Below are 13,870 nucleotides of genomic sequence, written 5' to 3'. Positions count from 1 at the left end.
GCTCGTCTCTCAATGCCCGTCCGGCGGCACGGCCTCGGCTGGAACCGTCTCCTTCAGATTCTTCCGGTGGAAGATGAAGAGGCCGGCGAAGACGATGATTGCCGCACCGATGATGAGCTGAGTGTCGGGAATGTCGTTGAAGAAGATGTAGCCGAGGATGATCGCCCAGAGCAGCAGCGTATACTGCAGCGGCGCCAGCAGCGATGCCGGAGCGAGCTTCAGCGAGCGGGTGATGAGCAGATGCGCGCAGGTGGCGACGACGCCGAGCAGCAGCATGCCGGACCAATCGATGGGTGCTGCCGGTTGCCAGTGGCCGATGCTGAGCACGATGCCGGTGGCAAGAGCAGCGATCGTCTGCCATGTGACGAGCGTCGTGTCGCTGGTCGAGCGCAGATAGCGGCTCATGACAAGTGACAGCGCGAAGGAGAAGCTGCCGGCAAGGCCGAAGAGCGACGGAAGCGAGAACATCGCCGTGGATGGACGCAGCGCAATGACGACGCCGGCGAAGCCGATCAGAACGGCGAGCCAACGGCGCCAGCCGATCTTTTCTCCGAGAAAGAAATGCGAGAGCGCGGCGATGTAGATCGGCCCGGCCATGTAGAAGGTCATGACGTCGGCGAGCGGCAGATAGGCGACGGCAGCATAGAACAGTGCAACATCGCCGGTCGCCATGGCGACCCGCATGAACTGAAGTCCCTTCTGCTCGACGCGGAACAAGGCCATCGGCCCTTGCCGCGCGATCAGCGGCCCGAGCACGATGAAGGCCCCGACCGAGCGGATCACCAGCACCTGGCCGACTGCAAAGCTCGCCACCAGCCACTTGCCCATCGCATCGTTCAGCGCAAAGAGCAGATCGCCGAGCAGCATCAGAAGGACGCCGATCAGGATCAGGTTTCCGGCACCGGCGACGGCCGTCTTGGTCTTCATTCCCGAATCCTCGCAAAAACGGCCGCGCACGCGCGGCCGACTGCGGCTTCGGCTTTAACACTGCCGATGTCAAGCATTCGATGATGCTGAAATGCATTCCGACTGCTTTGGGTTAAAGCCGAATGATTTGAAGCGGTAGGAATTGCGCATAGGCTCGTCGCGTATTCGGGTTGCGGATCTGGGCGGTGAAGAATTCCAGGAAGTGGTACGCCGTGCGATCGCCGGCGCTGGCAATCAGTGATGGCAGGGGTGTTTCGGCATTAATGATGGTTAGTTCTTTCATTGGAAGGGCTCGCGCACCGTGGACGGAATTGCATCAAACCCTGCGGCGATTGAGCCGAAGAAGCGATGCATGCCGTCCAGCAGGCCAAAGCTATAAGGCCTGTAGAGTGCGTCGAATTTCGGAATTGCAATCAGGCTCACCGGCGGCAACGAGGTGCCGTTGGAAATGGCAGTCAACACGCTGACCATGCGCACGCGGTCAAACCCACGGAAATCCTTTGGCGTCGTCGCATTACGAAAGGGCGGCGCAATGTCCCGTAGCGAGATCGCGCAAGAGGCTGCATCCTCCGCTAAGTACGTCGGCGCCGATGGCATGAAGCCTGCCATGCCGGCATCAGTCCACCAGTCATCAGGAATTTCGAATTCGGCTGGAAATTGTGGAAAGAAAAACCGCATCGACAGCGGCAACCTCAATTCGCGATGAAAGACATTATCATGAATTGAATTAAGCCGGCAACGGCGCGTGGAGCCGTTGTCATAAATTCGAGAGTAGGGAGCCAAAACGCCAAAGACGCGGAAGCCGCCATTCTTATGATGCCTTACCATACATCCGGCTCGCCCGCAGCAGCCGCTGCGAATAGGGATGTTCGACCGCGCCCTTTCGCAGGGCCTCGATCTCGACCTCTTCGACGATCTCGCCCGCTTTCATGATGGCGACGCGGCTGCACATGTGGGAGACGACGGCGAGGTCGTGGCTGACGAGGAGATAGGTGAGGCCTCGCTCCTTGCGCAGGTCTTGCAGCAGATTGAGGATTTCGGCCTGCACCGAGACGTCGAGTGCCGATGTCGGCTCGTCGAGAAGCAGGACGTCGGGGTTCAGCATCAAGGCGCGGGCAATCGCCACGCGCTGCCGCTGCCCGCCGGAGAGCTGATGCGGAAACCTGTAGCTCAGCGCCGGATCGAGGCCGACCGATCGCAGCGTGGCATTCACATCGACGGAATTCCTGTCCAGCCCCTGATTGCGCAGCGGCTCCTGCAATTGCGAGCGGATGGTCTTGCGTGGATGGAGCGACCCATAGGGGTCCTGGAATACCATCTGCACCCGGCGAAAGAACGGCCGGCTGCGCTGCTGGTCCAGCCTTTCGCCGTCGAGCGCGATCTGCCCGTCATAATTGGCGTTGAGGCCGGAGAGCGCCCTCAGAACGGTGGATTTGCCGCAGCCGGATTCGCCGACCAGGCCGAAGGCCGTCCCCTGTTCGATGGCGAGATTGACGTCCCTGACGACAGGCCGCTGGCCGTGCCCGAAGCGGATGGTGAGATTGTCTATGCTGATCACCGCTGCGCCTCCAATGCGAAGTCGTCAAGCCAGGCGGGATCGCGCTTCAGGATCGGCAGCCGGGCGGGCGGGTCCTCGATCCTTGGCAGCGATGCCAGCAGCCCCTGCGTATAGGGGTGCCTCGCCTTGTCGAGATCGCGCGCCTCGAGCACCTCCACGACGCGGCCCGCATACATGATGAGGACGCGGTCGCAGAAATTGCGGATGAGGTTGAGATCGTGGCTGATGAAGATCAGGCCGAGATTGCGGCGGAGCACGAGTTCATCGAGCAAGGCCAGGATTTCGAGCCTGACCGTCACGTCGAGCGCCGACGTCGGCTCGTCAGCGATCAGCACTTCGGGCTCGGCGATCAGCATCATGGCGATCATCACCCGTTGGCCCATCCCGCCAGATATTTCATGCGGGTAGAGGCGGGCGACGCGCTCGGGATCGCGAATCTGGACGGCTTCGAGCATGTCGAGCGCGTGGGCATAGGTCTTTTTGGCGCTCACCTTGGGATGATGGAAGCGGTAGGTTTCGGCGATCTGCTCGCCGATCCGCATGACCGGATTGAGCGAATATTTCGGGTCCTGCAGGATCAGCCCGATCCGCCGTCCCCGGATCGTCATCATCGTTCTCTCGTTCGCCTTGAGCAGATCGACATCGCGAAAGCGCATCCGCTCGGCGCTGACGTTTGCCGTCGGCGGCAAAAGCTTCATGATTGCGCGGCCGACGGTGGATTTTCCCGATCCGGATTCGCCGACGATGCCGAGTTTTTCCTGCCCGAGCGTGAAGCTTACGCCGCGCACGGCCCGCACCTGGCCGCCGCCGAAGGCGATTTCGAGGTTCTGAATATCGATCAGCTCGGTCATTCCGCCCCCCTGGGATCAAGGACATCGCGCAGCGTATCGCCGACGAGATTGAAGGCGAGGCTGACGAGCGCGATGGCGATGCCCGGCGCGGCGATTACCCAGGGGCTATCGAGCATGAACTCGCGCCCGCTCGCGGCCATCGAGCCCCATTCCGGCCATGGCGGCTGGGCGCCGAGGCCGAGGAAGCCGAGACCGGCCGCGGTGATGATGATGCCGGCCATGTTGAGGGTGACGCGGACGATCACCGAGGGAATGCACATCGGCAGGATGTGGCGGGTGATGATCGCAATGGCGCTTGCACCCTGCAGGCGCACCGCGGCGATGTAGTCCGCCTTGCGCAGGCTGAGCGTCTCGGCGCGCGCCAGCCGCGCGATCGGCGGCCAGGCCGTCAGCGAAATGGCGATGATCGCATTGGTGGTGCCGGGGCCGAGGGCGGCGGCAAAACCGAGCGCCAGCACCAGCCCGGGAAACGAGAGGAAGATATCGGTGATGCGCATCAGGATTTCATCGACAATGCCGCCGAAATAGCCTGAGACGGTGCCGATCAACAGGCCGAGGGGTGCCACGATGATCGTGACGAGCACGATGATGTAGAGCGTCGTACGGGCGCCGTAGATCACCCGGGAGAAGACATCGCGGCCAAAATTGTCGGTGCCGAGCCAATGGGCAGCCGAGGGCGGCGCAAGCCGACCGGCCATATCCTGAACGATTGGATCGTAGCTCGTGAGCAAGGGGGCAGCCGTCGCCACGGCGATCAGGAGCAGGATGATGACGAGGCCGGCAAGGCCGAGCGGGTGCAGACTGAACTTCAGCCAGCCCTGATGGACCTGCTGGGCCGACGACTGAAACCAGCCTTGAGGCTCGGGCGCGAGCAGCCATTTGCGCAACCCGCCGGCCTGGATGCTGTCTGCGTCTTCGGTGGAGATCGTCATGGCGTCACCGTGTTCTCGGATCAAGGATGCGATAGAGGACGTCGGACAGGATATTGATCGTCAGGAAGACGGCGCCGATCGTCAGCACCGAGCCCATCACGACGTTCATGTCGTTCATCTGCAGCCCGCGCGTCAGGTACTGGCCGAGCCCCGGCCAGCCGAACACCGTCTCGATCAGCACCGCCCCTTCGAGCAGCCCGCCGAAGGTCAGCGCCAGGATCGTCAGAAGCTGCACGCGGATGTTCCGGAAGGCATGGCGCCAGACGACCTTGCGGGTGCCGAGCCCCTTGGCCCGGGCGGTGACGATATATTCCTGGCTCAGTTGCTCCAGCATGAAGCTCCGCGACATGCGGCTGATATAGGCGACCGAGTAATAGCCGAGGATCGCCGCCGGCAGGATGATATGGCCGAGCGCGTTATAAAACACATCCCATTGGCCCTGGAGTGCGGCGTCGATCAGCAGAAAGCCGGTCATCGGCGTAACGAGGCCTTCGTAGAAGACGTCGATCCGACCCGATGCGCCGACGAGCTTGAGCTTGGCATAGAAAACGAATAGCGCCATCAGGCCGGTCCAGAAGATCGGGATGGAATGGCCGGCAAGGGCGACGATCCGGGCGATATGGTCGATGATCGTCCCGCGCCTGACCGCAGCCGTGATGCCCAAGGGAATGCCGACGACCGCCCCGATGATCATGGCGATAACCGCAAGCTCGATCGTCGCGGGAAAAATCGTCATCAGATCGGTGAGGATCGGCTGGCCGGTCGTTGCCGAGGTGCCAAGGTCTCCCGTCGCGATCTTCCCGACATAGGAGAGGAACTGCATCCAGATCGGTTCTCCGAGCCCCAGCTCGTTGTAGACGCGATCGTAAACCTCCTTGCTGACCTCCGCCCCGGTGATAGCAAGCACCGGGTCGGCAGGCAGCAGGCGGCCCATCGAGAAGGTCAGGAAGAGCAGGCCGAGCAATGTCGTGACGACGGCCACCACACGTCCGGCCAGACGCCGCAACAGGCTCAGCAACGGGTGCGGGGCCGCCTCAGCGAACGCGCTCCCCGACTGGCGGCTTGCCTGCCCCTTCGATGTCAGATCGGCGCTCGCCACGCGCACTACTCCTTGGTCACGTCATGCCAGCGCGTCGACCATGTCGTGTGCCCGTGATAGTTCTTGACGTTGGCGCGCATGACATAGGGGTCGGTTCGCTGGAAGAAGATGACGAGCGGCGAGGCCATGCCGGCGTAGATGCCATCCATCTTCTTGAAGATGTCGGTGCGCTTTTCCGTGTCGCGCTCCTTCATCGATTGGTCGATGAGCGTGTTGAGCTCGTCCACCTTCATGCCCGTGCGCCAGAGATAGTAGCTGCCGAGGCGCGCCTCGTCGCTGTTGTTGGGGTTGAAGGCATATTGCGTGGCGACAGCGAAGGGGTCGGGCAGGCGGGCGCCGGAATTGCCGAGCAGCACTTCGAATTTGCGCTCGCGGAAGGCGGGCGTGAACTCGCCGGGCACGAGATCGAGATCGAGGCCGGCGGCCCGCGCGCTTGCCTGCAGCGCTTCCGCGAAGGGCAGAGTTGGGGCTCCCGACGGATTGAGCACCTTTTTCAGCCCATTGGGATATCCGGCCTCCGCCAGCAGCTGTTTGGCCTTGGCCGGATCGTAATCGTAGCGGGCCGCGGCCTCCCCGGGAGCGCCGATCATGCCGCGCGGGATCATCGACTGCCAGGGAAAGCCGGTATAGCGCATGATGTTGCCGGAGATCGCCTTCCAGTCGAAGGCGTGCTGGAATGCCTCGCGGACCTTCGGCTTCTGCAGGTCGGGATCTTTCTGGTTGAGGGCGATATAGTAAAAGCCGAGACCCGGAACGTTGTCGATGACCATATCCTTGTTGGTGGAAAGCGCATCGAGATCGCCGCTTGCCACATACTGGCCGACATCGACGTCGCCCGCTTCGAGCTGAAGCCTGAGATTGCCGGATTCCGGGATATGGCGGGCAACGACGCGGGCCATGGCCGGCTTGCCGCCCCAATATTTCGGCTGCGCATTGAAGATCGCCACATCGTTCGGCCGCCACTGCGCCAGGCTGAACGGGCCGCTGCCGGCGGAATTGGCCGAGAGCCAGGCGCCGCCGAAATCGCCGTTCGCCTCATGCGACAGCACCGTCTTCTTGTCGACGATGCCAAGCGACGAGCCGGCCAGCGAATAGAGCACCAGATCGGTATTGACCGCCTGCGGCAGCTCGATCTCGAGCGTTTGTTCGTCCTTGGCCCGAACGAGCTTCTCGACATTCTCGGGCGTAAAGCCCCAGAGCGCGACGTCGGTGGAGCCGACCTGACCCATCTTGATGACGCGCTGGATCGACCAGGCCGCATCCTCGGCGGTCACCTTGTTGCCGCTCTGGAAGAGGGCGTCGTCGCGCAGGGTCAGCGTGATGATCTTGCCATCTTCGGAGACGCTCCACTGTGTTGCCAGCATCGGCTTCAGCGTCTTCAGATCGTCGGGCGACAATTGCACGAGGTTGTCGTAGAGGTTCGAGATCAGCTCGGACACCGTGCGGGCATTGTTCTGGGCGGGATCGAGCGTCCTGATGCCGGTGAGATTGGTGCCGATGACCAGCATGTTGGGCGGCGAGGCGGCTAAGCTCGGCTGTGCCGCCATCAAGGCGCCTGTCATTGCGATCGTCGTCAGTAGCTGTTTCAGCATCTCAAGACCTCCCAATCTCGTGGCGCCATGCCGCGCCTGTTGCTTGCGGAAATAGTGTCGAACTCAGCCGGCCGCCTTGACGTCCTGCTGGCCGCGATGGGTTTCGATGTCGCCCTCGGCCTCCCAGCCTCGAAGCAGCAGATGCAGATCTTCGCGGTCATGCTCATCGAGCCGCGGCAATCCCGGCACACGCACCGGGCCGACATCGAGGCCGGAATAGGTGACGGCTTCTTTCACGACGGTTACATTCGCGCCGTTACGGAATTTGGTTCGCATCCGCTCGAAGGGTTCGAGCTTGTTGACGATGGCCCTTGCCGCGGCGAAATCGCCTTTTTCAAGAGCGTCGTGGACGGCAAGCGAAAGCTTCGGCGCGACGTTGACGAGGCCAGACGTGAAGCCGCGTGCGCCGGCCGCGGTGAATGTCGGCGCCCAGCTTTCCGCCAGGCCGCAGACGAACAGCGCGCCGGCCGGATCGGCAGCCGGGATCGCGCGCGACAGCAGCATCAGATCCGTCGTGGCGAACTTGATGCCGGCAATATTGCCGTGGTTGGCGAGGCGGACGATATCGGCGACGGTGAAACCTTCGGCTCTGACATAGGCAACGAGCGGCAGGGTGGACGCATCGGCGAGATTACAGAAATAGTCGATCTGCGCCGAGGGTGCTGCGAAAGGATCGACGGGCTGATGCGACATGACGGCCGATGCGCCGATCGCGGCCGCATCTCTCGCCATGGCGACCGCCTCATGCAGCGACCGGCCGATTGCCGCCGTCACCGGCGCCCTGTCGGCAACGCCCGACACCGCAGCCTCGTGGACGATCCGGATCTCCCGCGGCGTCAGGGCATAGAATTCCCCGGTATTGCCGGCCGCGACGATATTGTGGATGCCGGCCGCCGCCACCCGTGCATAGACCTTCGCGGTGATCCGAGTCTCGACTTCGCCGTTTCCATCATAGGCCGTGACGGGAACGCCCGACACGCCCGTCAGCGCCTTGCGCATGATCGCGATGCTCATTTTTCTTCCCCGTTACCTTTCCATCCAGATGATCAGATGCCGAAGCGGAATGGCGGCAGGCCTTCCGCATCCACATCGAAGGCAATGACCGTCCCCGCCTGGAAACGTCCTGTGCGGTCGGTCGACAGGCTGGTGACGTAGAGAGTGCTGAGGTCAGGCCCTCCGAAACACGGCATGGTCGGTGCGGCGACCGGCAGAATGTAGATCTCGGCGATTTCGCCTGCGCTCGATATGCGGTTGAGGCGGCCGGCGGAGACGCCTGCGCTCCAGTAAAACCCCTCGCGATCGGTCGTCGCTCCATCGGGGCGGCCTTGTTCTTCGGTAAAGCTGCGCAGCCGGCGCGCGGCGCCAAGCGCGCCCGTTTCAGGATCGAAATCGAAAGCCTGCAGGAAACATTGCCGGCTGTCGGAGTGATACATGCGCCGGCCGCCCGGCGACCAGGCAAGGCCGTTGGAGCTCGTCAGTCCCGTTGCGACCGTGCGCGCGCTGCCATCAGCGCCGACGCGGAAGAGCGCCGCATCATTTACCTGTGGCTTGGCTTCGCTGATCGAGCCCACCCAGAAGTGACCGTCGGGCCCGACCTTGCCGTCGTTAAGGCGGCCGATCATCTCACGCCCGACCGGATCGCACAGAAATTCGAGATGGCGGGAGACGGGATCGAAGAGATGGACGCCGGTCTGGAGGCCGACGACGATCCTGTTGTCGCGGCAAAGCCCGAGACAGCTGACCGCGGAAGGCATGTCGAAGCGGTCGACCTTGCCGTCTGCCGAGAGCCGGACGATCGCCGGCGCCAGGATATCGACGAGCCACAGGGCGCCGGTCTCTTCGTCCCATACCGGCGATTCACCGACCGTCAGCGGCTGCTGCAGCACCGAACGCACCTTCGGTTCAATGATACGCGGCGCCGTCACGAGACCGTCTCCAGTTTTTTGACGAGCCCCTCGGCATCGCGCATGCGGATGTCGCCATCGTGATTGTATTCGCAGAAACCCCCGCCCTGGAACGCCAGTGCAATCCGGCCCTCGGCCACCTGCTCGATGCGGGCGTGATCGCGCGGGCGGTCTTGCGGGAGGTAGCCGAGGCGCGTCGCAAGATCATTGTCCCACCATTTCTCGTCCGCATCGGAAACGCCGTAGACGACAGTTGCGGCGATCAGCGGATGGGTGAGCCCGATGCGAACCAATTGCGCCAGATCCCGCGCGCTGATCCAGATCGCTATCGCTCGCTCGCTGTTGGGATAGGTGCCCGCATTGCCGATGCGGATGGAAAGGGTGCGGATGCCTGACGTGTCGTAATAGAGCCCTGCCACCAGTTCGCCCCAGCATTTGGAAAGCCCGTAGGGGCTATCCGGTCGCATCGGATCGAGCGGCGATACGACCTCGCCGCGCGGATAAAAGCCGGTCGCATGGTTGCTCGAGGCGTAGACCATCCGCTCAACCCCGTTGATCCGGGCAGCCTCGTAGAGATTGTACGTGCCCAGCACATTCGCCTGCAATATGGCGTTCATGTCGATGCCGCTTGCGATGCCGGCAAGATGAACGACGCCGTCGATGCCGTTGAGAGCGGCCGTCGCCTCGTCGAGATTGGCTAAATCGGCCTGGACGAAGCTTTCGTTTTCAGCCAGTTCGGCGGGCGCATGAACGTCGATCAGGCTGAGGTGCTCGACGTGAGGCCGTAGGAGCGGACGCAGCAGCGTTCCGACACGTCCGGCAGCACCCGTCACAGCGATCCGTCTCATCGTCCGTCCTCCCTTCATCGTTTAAACGCCCTGGAACATGCGGGCGCGCGCATTCAGTATGTGTATCTTCATCGCATCGTGCGCTTCGGTTTCCCGCCGCGCGAAGATTGCCTCCACGATCACCGCATGCTCGTCCTGCACGCTGCGGATCTGCTCCGGCGTGCGCTTCAGGCTCAGGCTTCGGGTCACCGAATGGCCGATGGCGAAATGCGGTCTGAACCATTCGCGCACGGTGATGTGAAACTGATTGCCCGTCGCCATCGCAATCGCATCATGCAGGGCCTGGTCTTCCTCGGCGCCGAGCTCGCCATTCGCAAGACATTGCTCGATTGCGAGAAGCGCTGCCATGATCCGCTCCTTGTCGGCAGGCTGCCAGTTTCGCGCCGCAAGCTCCGCCGCCTCCGCCTCGAGGCCGGCGCGAAACTCGAAGAAGCGCTGCACATCCGCAAGCGAGCCGACCGGAACCATTTTCAGCATCGACGAATCCGGCCGCTGCCTGACATAGGAGCCGGACCCCTTGCGCGACACGACGAGGCCGTCCGTTCTCAGCCGCTCCAGAGCCTCGCGCACCACAGGCCGCGACGCGCCGAAATCGGCGGCGAGCTTCGTCTCCGACGGCAGTCGCTCGTTCACGGGAAATTTGCCGTCCGCGATCATCCCCACGATCTTCTCGTAGATGATGTCGCTGAAGCGCGTTGCGCCCCTGTTGGAAACGGCATCGACAGCAAACGTCATTATCGTCCTTTTCTCTCCCGCCACCATGGCCCATCCATCCCATCGGCTCTTCGCCCGGCGAGCAGAAGCCAAATATGCCACCTCGACCGTGCGCCAGCATGGCGCGATGCCCGTCACCTGCTGTAATGTTTTGTGGACAGCATCTGACAGATCGATGGTCTTCCTTCGCTCGATTCTGCCTTTCCAATGGCTTGAGCGCTATTCTTGATGTTGTATCGCTATCTAATCTGTAATTATCTGTCAACTCTTGTAATCATTTGAGAACGTGTCTATGGTCTCCTCCGCAGCGCCGAGGAGGGCGCGAAGCGGCAGGTCGGGAGCCTGCCGCGCCAGCCGGCGCAAGCCTTAGCGGCATAAAAAAGGGAGGAACTCGATGTCCAATGAAATACTGTCTGGCGGCGTCACCCGCCGCGCCGTGCTCGGTGGCATGGCCGGTGTCGCGGCACTGTCGATTGCCGGTCGCGCCTTCGCCGCAGGCGGCGAAGCGCCTGCTCTGGCGCAGCTCGTCAAGGACGGCAAACTGCCGCCGCTGGCCGAGCGCCTGCCGAAAAAGCCGATGGTGGTGACGCCCTACGAGAAGGTCGGCACCTATGGCGGCACGCTGCGTCGCGGCCTGCGCGGTTCGTCGGACCATAACGGCATCCTGCGCATGGTCGGCAACCAGAGCCTCGTGCGCTGGAACCTGGATTTTACCGCCGTGCAGCCGAACCTTGCCGAACGTTGGGAGGTCAGTGACGATGCAACGCAATTCACCTTCCACCTGATCGAAGGCGTGCGCTGGTCCGACGGTCATCCCTTTACATCAGACGATATCGTTTTCGCGATCGAGGACTGCGTCAAGAACACCGAGCTTTACAGCTCGACGCCGGCGCAGCTTTCCGTCGCCGGCAAGCCGGTCACGGTCGAAAAGATCGACGATCATACGGTGAAATTCACCTTCGCGGCGGCGAACGCCCTTTATCTGGAAAACCTCGCCACGCCGCTCGGCCAACACCCGACGCTCTTCCCGAAGCATTATTGCAGCCAGTTCCTGCCGAAATATAATCCAAACGTCGAAGCCGATGCGAAGAAGGCGGGCGTCACGAGCTGGACGGAATTGTTCCGCAGCCGCTGCGGCGACATCGAAATCCCCTCGCGCTGGGGCAATGTCGACAAGCCGACGCTCGATCCATGGGTCGTCAAGGAGCCCTATGCCGGCGGTGCGACGCGCGTCGTCATGACGCGCAACCCCTATTTCTGGCAGGTCGATACATCAGGCAACCAGCTTCCCTATATCGATGAAATCAACTTCGGCATCTCGCAGGACGTCGAGTCGCTGATGTTGAACGTCATCTCCGGAAAGATCGATATCCAGGAGCGCCACATCAGCGTGCTCGCCAACAAGCCGACGCTCTCCCAGAACATGCAGAAGGGCGATTACCGTCTGCTGACGCTGGTGCCTTCGGCCTCGCAGCAGTGCCAGATCTACTTCAACATCACCCATAAAGATCCTGCCATGCGCAAGATGTTTGCGGACAAGTCGTTCCGGCAGGCGCTGTCGATCGGTCTCAATCGCCAGGAGCTCATCGACATTGTCTATTTCGGGCAGAGCGAGCCCTATCAGGCCGGACCGCGTCCGACCCATCCCTGGTATCACGAGAAATATGCGCGCCAGTTCACCGAATTCGATGCCGACAAGGCGGGCGCGATGCTCGATCAAGCGGGCTACAAGAAAGGCGGCGACGGCTTCCGCCTTCGCCCGGACGGGCAGAAGGTGTTCTTCTCGGTCGACGTCATTCCGACGCTCTATCCCGACCTCGTCGATGCGCTGGAACTGGTCAAGACGCATTGGGCCCAGATCGGCATCGACATGAAGGTCAACACGATCGAGCGGGCGCTCTACTACACCCGCGGCGATGACAATGCCCATGATGCGCAGGTCTGGCCGGGGCCGGGTGGACTCGATCCGATGCTCGATCCGCGCGATTTCTTCGCTTTCCATCCGCAAGGATCGCGTTATGCCATTCCGTGGACGCTCTGGTATACGTCCAACGGCGCGCGTGGCGAGGAGCCGCCGGAAAGCCAGAAGAAGCGCATGAAGCTCTTCGACGAGGCGCGTTCGACGGCCGATCTCGACAAGCGCGGCGCGATCATGAAGCAGATCTTCGATATCGCGGCGGAAGAATTCGAGACGGTGGGTCTCTGCCTTGCCGTCGGCGGCTTCGGCATCATCCGCAACAATCTGCGCAATGTTCCCGAGAAAGAGCCGGACAGCTGGTCCTGGCCCAACCCGGGGCCGGCGATGCCCCAGCAGTTCACCTTCACGAGCTGATTTCGATCTTCAGGCGCCGTACCGTCAGGCACGGCGCCTTGTTTCAGGTTCGTCCTCCCCCCTTGCGGTCGTGAAGCCGAAAGGGCCGGAGGGCGGCGTCCAAGCCGGGAGACGCCTCATGCTGGTGTTCATCGCCAAACGCTTCTTATGGATGATTCCATCGCTTTTTGCCGTCAGCTTCCTGGCTTTCGTGCTGATCCAGCTGCCGCCGGGCGACTACGTCACGACCTATATCGCGACGCTCGCGGCATCCAACGAGATCGTCGACCAGAACACGGCCGCGCAGCTGCGTGAGCGTTTCGGTCTCGATGATCCGATGCTCATCCAATATTTCAAATGGATCTGGGGCATCCTCTCGCGCGGCGATTTCGGCATTTCCTTCGAGTGGCAGCAGCCGGTCTCGGATCTCATTTGGGAGCGCATGGCGCTGACCCTGGTGCTCGCCCTTTCGACATTGATCGCCACCTGGGCGATCGCGCTGCCGATCGGCGTCTTTTCCGCCGTGAAGAAATATTCGATCGGGGACTATCTGTTTACGGCCTTCGCCTTCTTCGGCCTGTCGGTTCCGTCATTCCTGCTGGCGCTGGTGCTGATGTATATCGCGGCGGTCGAATTCGGCCAGGATGTCGGCGGGCTGTTTTCGCCGGAATATGAGACGGCGCCCTGGAGCTTTGCCAAGATGCTCGATCTCCTGACCCATCTCTGGCTCCCGGTTATCATTCTTGCCGTCTCCTCGACGGCGAGCCTCATCCGCGTCATGCGCGCCAACATGCTGGACGAACTGCCGAAACCTTACGTGGTCACCGCGCGGGCAAAGGGCCTCTCGGAATTCCGGCTGCTGATGAAATATCCTCTGATGATCGCGCTCAATCCGTTCATCTCGACCATCGCCTGGCTGCTTCCCAACCTGATTTCCGGCTCGGTCGTCGTCGCGATCGTCCTCAACCTGCCGACAGCCGCACCCTTGCTGCTGCAGGCACTGATGGCCCAGGACATGTATCTTGCCGGCGCCTTCGTCCTGCTGATCTGCGCGCTGACGCTGATCGGCTCTCTGATCAGCGACATTCTTCTGGCGCTGGTCGATCCGCGCATCCGGCTGGAATAGGAGGCTGA

Annotated in this window: 14 protein-coding genes; 2 read left to right on the top strand and 12 right to left on the bottom strand. The window is 62.2% G+C overall.

What is annotated here, in order from left to right; all coding sequences use genetic code 11:
• Positions 1-9: 9 nt before the first annotated feature.
• The 12 genes from NE852_RS29020 to NE852_RS28965 form a co-directional block, all read right to left on the bottom strand.
• Positions 10-927, bottom strand: a complete 918-nt coding sequence (locus tag NE852_RS29020) for a DMT family transporter (protein WP_008532415.1) — start codon at positions 925-927, stop codon at positions 10-12.
• Positions 928-1,039: 112 nt separating this feature from the next.
• Positions 1,040-1,210, bottom strand: coding sequence for a hypothetical protein (locus NE852_RS29015; RefSeq protein ID WP_008532417.1), 171 nt, complete (start codon positions 1,208-1,210; stop codon positions 1,040-1,042).
• Positions 1,207-1,755, bottom strand: coding sequence for a hypothetical protein (locus NE852_RS29010; protein WP_258157140.1), 549 nt, complete (start codon positions 1,753-1,755; stop codon positions 1,207-1,209). Before NE852_RS29010 ends, NE852_RS29015 begins: the two co-directional genes overlap by 4 nt.
• Positions 1,739-2,485 carry an ABC transporter ATP-binding protein gene (locus tag NE852_RS29005; protein WP_008532419.1) on the bottom strand — a complete coding sequence of 249 codons (747 nt, stop codon included), beginning with the start codon at positions 2,483-2,485 and terminating at the stop codon, positions 1,739-1,741. Before NE852_RS29005 ends, NE852_RS29010 begins: the two co-directional genes overlap by 17 nt.
• Positions 2,482-3,336, bottom strand: coding sequence for an ABC transporter ATP-binding protein (locus tag NE852_RS29000; protein WP_008532420.1), 855 nt, complete (start codon positions 3,334-3,336; stop codon positions 2,482-2,484). The genes NE852_RS29005 and NE852_RS29000 overlap by 4 nt, the downstream gene beginning before the upstream one ends.
• Positions 3,333-4,268 carry an ABC transporter permease gene (locus NE852_RS28995; RefSeq protein ID WP_008532421.1) on the bottom strand — a complete coding sequence of 312 codons (936 nt, stop codon included), beginning with the start codon at positions 4,266-4,268 and terminating at the stop codon, positions 3,333-3,335. The genes NE852_RS29000 and NE852_RS28995 overlap by 4 nt, the downstream gene beginning before the upstream one ends.
• Before the next feature lie 4 nt (positions 4,269-4,272).
• Positions 4,273-5,367, bottom strand: coding sequence for an ABC transporter permease (locus NE852_RS28990; protein ID WP_008532422.1), 1,095 nt, complete (start codon positions 5,365-5,367; stop codon positions 4,273-4,275).
• A gap of 5 nt (positions 5,368-5,372) precedes the next feature.
• Positions 5,373-6,959: an ABC transporter substrate-binding protein gene (locus NE852_RS28985; protein ID WP_258157139.1), complete on the bottom strand. Its 1,587-nt coding sequence runs from the start codon at positions 6,957-6,959 to the stop codon at positions 5,373-5,375.
• Between the two features lie 63 nt (positions 6,960-7,022).
• Positions 7,023-7,973: a dihydrodipicolinate synthase family protein gene (locus NE852_RS28980; protein WP_258157138.1), complete on the bottom strand. Its 951-nt coding sequence runs from the start codon at positions 7,971-7,973 to the stop codon at positions 7,023-7,025.
• A gap of 32 nt (positions 7,974-8,005) precedes the next feature.
• Positions 8,006-8,884, bottom strand: coding sequence for an SMP-30/gluconolactonase/LRE family protein (locus tag NE852_RS28975; protein ID WP_008532431.1), 879 nt, complete (start codon positions 8,882-8,884; stop codon positions 8,006-8,008).
• The gene (locus NE852_RS28970) at positions 8,881-9,711 is read right to left on the bottom strand and encodes an NAD(P)-dependent oxidoreductase (RefSeq protein ID WP_008532432.1); all 831 of its coding nucleotides are present in this window, start codon (positions 9,709-9,711) and stop codon (positions 8,881-8,883) included. The genes NE852_RS28975 and NE852_RS28970 overlap by 4 nt, the downstream gene beginning before the upstream one ends.
• 21 nt (positions 9,712-9,732) lie before the next feature.
• Entirely contained in the window at positions 9,733-10,446 is a 714-nt protein-coding gene (locus NE852_RS28965; protein ID WP_008532433.1) for a FadR/GntR family transcriptional regulator, read from the bottom strand.
• A 373-nt stretch (positions 10,447-10,819) separates the two neighbouring features.
• Between NE852_RS28965 and NE852_RS28960 the strand changes: the two genes are divergently transcribed.
• Entirely contained in the window at positions 10,820-12,757 is a 1,938-nt protein-coding gene (locus tag NE852_RS28960) for an ABC transporter substrate-binding protein (RefSeq protein ID WP_258157137.1), read from the top strand.
• 118 nt (positions 12,758-12,875) lie between these two features.
• Complete coding sequence (locus NE852_RS28955) at positions 12,876-13,862, top strand: ABC transporter permease (protein WP_008532492.1); 987 nt, start codon at positions 12,876-12,878, stop codon at positions 13,860-13,862.
• The last annotated feature ends 8 nt before the right edge of the window (positions 13,863-13,870 follow it).

It is taken from the genome of Rhizobium sp. Pop5 (genome assembly GCF_024721175.1).
Lineage (GTDB): Bacteria > Pseudomonadota > Alphaproteobacteria > Rhizobiales > Rhizobiaceae > Rhizobium.
Note: the sequence above shows the minus strand (reverse complement) of the source record. Positions and strands in the feature narration are given on the sequence as shown.

What these genes read in the sequence shown, in the direction of transcription:
- NE852_RS29020 (WP_008532415.1), bottom strand. Translation starts at nt 927, where the DNA reads ATGAAGACCAAGACGGCCGTCGCCGGTGCCGGAAACCTGATCCTGATC.
- NE852_RS29015 (WP_008532417.1), bottom strand. Translation starts at nt 1,210, where the DNA reads ATGAAAGAACTAACCATCATTAATGCCGAAACACCCCTGCCATCACTG.
- NE852_RS29010 (WP_258157140.1), bottom strand. Translation starts at nt 1,755, where the DNA reads ATGGTAAGGCATCATAAGAATGGCGGCTTCCGCGTCTTTGGCGTTTTG.
- NE852_RS29000 (WP_008532420.1), bottom strand. Translation starts at nt 3,336, where the DNA reads ATGACCGAGCTGATCGATATTCAGAACCTCGAAATCGCCTTCGGCGGC.
- NE852_RS28995 (WP_008532421.1), bottom strand. Translation starts at nt 4,268, where the DNA reads ATGACGATCTCCACCGAAGACGCAGACAGCATCCAGGCCGGCGGGTTG.
- NE852_RS28985 (WP_258157139.1), bottom strand. Translation starts at nt 6,959, where the DNA reads ATGCTGAAACAGCTACTGACGACGATCGCAATGACAGGCGCCTTGATG.
- NE852_RS28980 (WP_258157138.1), bottom strand. Translation starts at nt 7,973, where the DNA reads ATGAGCATCGCGATCATGCGCAAGGCGCTGACGGGCGTGTCGGGCGTT.
- NE852_RS28970 (WP_008532432.1), bottom strand. Translation starts at nt 9,711, where the DNA reads ATGAGACGGATCGCTGTGACGGGTGCTGCCGGACGTGTCGGAACGCTG.
- NE852_RS28965 (WP_008532433.1), bottom strand. Translation starts at nt 10,446, where the DNA reads ATGACGTTTGCTGTCGATGCCGTTTCCAACAGGGGCGCAACGCGCTTC.
- NE852_RS28960 (WP_258157137.1), top strand. Translation starts at nt 10,820, where the DNA reads ATGTCCAATGAAATACTGTCTGGCGGCGTCACCCGCCGCGCCGTGCTC.
- NE852_RS28955 (WP_008532492.1), top strand. Translation starts at nt 12,876, where the DNA reads ATGCTGGTGTTCATCGCCAAACGCTTCTTATGGATGATTCCATCGCTT.